This window comes from Streptomyces sp. NPDC055078, assembly GCF_053607985.1.
The window spans coordinates 1-3,116 of record NZ_JBSGUP010000840.1 but is presented as its reverse complement, the minus strand read 5'-3'; the positions used below and the strand labels follow the sequence as shown (position 1 = coordinate 3,116).

The window sequence follows — 3,116 nt, the reverse complement described above, 5'->3', positions numbered from 1 at the left end:
TGAGTACGCCGTGCCGGAACGCGGTCTCACCGACCTCGGCACAGGTACTGCCGTACACCGAGAGCAGGCTGCCGTTCTCCGCGACCGCCTCCACCGAACGGTGCGCGGCACGCGCCTCGCGCTGGACGACAGCGGCGAGGCGGACGGCGTGCGGCGTGCGGACGGCCACCCGGGGGCGCAGTCTGGTCCGCGAGAACTCGCTACCGTCCTGGTCCGCGACGAGCCGGCCGCCCTCGACGGTGACGACGCGGTCCCCGAACCGGGCCGCCTCGCGGGGGTCGTCGGCGGTACACAGCACGGTTCCCCCACGGTCGGCGTGGGCGCGCAGCAGCCCGTGCAGCCATCTGTGCTCGTGCGGCGCGAGGCCCTTGGCCGGCTCGTCGAGGACGAGTGTCTGCGGGGCCCCGAGCAGGGCGGCTGCGAGCCCCAGTCTGCGATCCATGCCCAGGGAGAGCGTGCCCAGCCGCTGATCGGCGAGGCCGGCGAGGCCGACCGCGTCGAGCAGCTCGTCCGCGCGGGACACCGGCACTCCGGTGGCGGCGCAGAGCATCCGGAGCTGGCCCCGGGCCGTCCGCGCGGGATGCCCCGGTACGTCCCCGAGGAGCGCGCCCACCTCGCGGGCGGGGTGCGCGATGCGATGGAGGGGGTTACCGCGGAAGTAGGTGATGCCACGGCCGGGTTCGAGCTCCAGCATCAGTCGCAGCGCCGTCGACTTGCCGGATCCGGCGCCCCCGAGGAGGACCGTGACACGGCCGGGCCCGGCCTCGAAGGTGAGGTCGTCGACAGCGGGCGGGCGGTCCCGCCGTGGCTTGCTGGTCAGTCCGATGGCCTGGAGCATCGCTTCTCTCGCGGGAGGTGCGGACGGGAGACCGCTCGGCGGCGGGGCGGGTACCGCAGCAAGATAACGCGACATTTCCGACTTTTGGCGCATCGAGGTTGATCCCGGGTGTCAGATCGACACCCGGCCCCGCTCGACACCCGGCGTTCCCGTCCCTGCGAACCCTCCTGTCCGCACGGTCCCGGCCCGCACCGCCCTCCCCGGTCGACACCACCGGCCCGCTGGTCCGCACCCGCCCGGCTGGCCTGCGTCAGACCTCGGGGCGCAGCATGGGCGGGTTGAGCACCGTGGCACCGCCCGCCCGGAAGAGCTGTGCGGGACGGCCGCCCTGACGGGTGGTCGTACCGCCCGAGGGAACCAGGAACCCGGGCGTCCCGGTCACCTTGCGGTGAAAGTTCCGGGGGTCAAGGACGACTCCCCAGACGGCCTCGTACACCCGCCTCAGCTCTCCGACCGTGAACTCCGGCGGGCAGAAGGCGGTCGCCAGTGACGAGTACTCGATCTTGGAACGCGCCCGTTCCACCCCGTCCCCCAGGATCCGCGCATGGTCGAACGCCAACTGGGCCGTCTGCTCGCCCTCCCGGCCGAATCCGCCCTCCTGGCCGAGCAGGTCCGCCACGGATGCCCACCGCGCGCTGTTCGCGTCCCCGCCCGCCCGGGGGGCCGGCAGATCGGGAGCCAGCACGAGATGGGCGACGCTCACGACCCTCATCCGGGGATCCCGCTCCGGGGCGCCGTAGGTGGCGAGCTGTTCCAGATGCGCACCGTTTCCGGGGGCGGGGGCGGCCGGGTCGTCCGCACACAGGCCGGTCTCCTCCGCGAGCTCCCGGGCCGCTGCCGCCGCCAGATCCTCATCCGCCCGTACGAAGCCGCCCGGCAGCGCCCACCGGCCCTGGAACGGCGGCTCTCCGCGGCGTACGACCAGCGCGCAGAGCGCGTGACGACGCACCGTGAGCACGACCAGATCGACGGTGACAGCGAAGGCGGGAAAGGCCGACGGGTCGTAGGGAGGCATGTGGTGATCATAGTCGTCTGCCTGACGATAAACACTGCTTTCGCCTTCCTGGAGGCCCTTCTTTCCGCCAGGTCCCCCAGCGCTTCGAGCCCTCATCCGGCACGGCTCCGCCGCCTCCCCGGCGGCCCTTCCCCCGGCCCGCCGGAGGGGCCACGAGCGGTTGTGGCCATCGGGCGACCGGGCCCGGCTCAGGGCCGTCACCGCTCGCTCCGGGTGTCCCGCCGGCCGTCGCCCTTGCCGCGGCTGTCCTCCGCCGCCCGGTGGCGCGGGCCGGCGGGTCGGCGGGTCCGCCCGGTGGCAGGCGGACCGGTGACGGGCGATCCACTGGCGGGCGACCCGGTGACCGGCGAACCGCCGGCGGGCGGACGCACCTTCCGGGTGCCCGGACGGACCCGGCGCCCGGCGGTACCACCGGCACCGGGACGCCCGGGAAGGGTGTGCGGCAGCGCAGCGGGGGTCTCCCGGCTCTGTGCGGTGTCGGAGACCGCCGCCGCTGCCCTCGTCTCCGGGGCACCGGTGCCTTCCCCCGCGGCGGGCCGCACGGCCTCCCCGGTCCGCTCGACGGCCAGGGACCCGGCACTCACCCCGGCCCGCTCGGCCTCCCGGGTGTCCCGCTCCCTGCGCAGGCAGTTCCGCAGTGTCTCCGGGTCCAGATTCTCGTTGCACGCCTGGTGCAGCAGCCTGGCGAAGAGGTACTCGGGGTCACGGCGCAGGGCGAGCCCGAGGGCGGCCCGCGCCGTCGGCTCGTCACCGGTGGACCAGGCGACCCAGCCCACCAGCGAGAGCGGCGCGGCGGCGTGCTCCGCGTAGGAGCCGACACAGCGGCGGGACAGCGCACGCCAGAGCCGTAGCGCGGGCTCCGCGTCCGGGCCTTCCATCCACTCCGCGGCCCGGTCCCTGGTCCCCCGGTCCTGGAGCCCGAGGATCACCGCAGCGGCCTCATCGTCGGTGATCAGCCGGTCGTCGGCCGTGTCGGTCCCGGCGCCGCCGGTGGCGGGCGGCGCTCCAGCGATACGCCCCAGCAGCCCGCGGGCCAGACCGATGGTCTCGTCGGCGACCTGCTCCCGTCCGTCCCGGTCCAGGATTCTCGACACGAGCGCGGCGCTCGCGCCATCCAGCGCCTTCTCCTGGCCCAGCGCCGAGGAGGTCGTCCAGGGTTCGAGGCGCGCTTCCATCTCCCGCAGGGATCCGCGCACTTGGATGCCCGCGTAGGCGGCTGCCGCGGCCATCACGGTGGTGCCGGGAGCGGCCAGCACGCTCCCC

3 protein-coding genes are annotated in these 3,116 nt (G+C 74.7%); all 3 read right to left on the bottom strand.

Annotated features, from left to right (window positions below):
• On the bottom strand, window positions 1-838 hold an 838-nt coding region (locus ACWF94_RS37485), incomplete at its 3' end, for an ATP-binding cassette domain-containing protein (protein WP_453499242.1).
• 250 nt (window positions 839-1,088) lie between these two features.
• Window positions 1,089-1,853, bottom strand: a complete 765-nt coding sequence (locus tag ACWF94_RS37480) for an NUDIX hydrolase (RefSeq protein WP_453499240.1) — start codon at window positions 1,851-1,853, stop codon at window positions 1,089-1,091.
• Window positions 1,854-2,050: 197 nt separating this feature from the next.
• On the bottom strand, window positions 2,051-3,116 hold a 1,066-nt coding region (locus tag ACWF94_RS37475; protein ID WP_453499238.1), incomplete at its 5' end, for a DUF4192 family protein.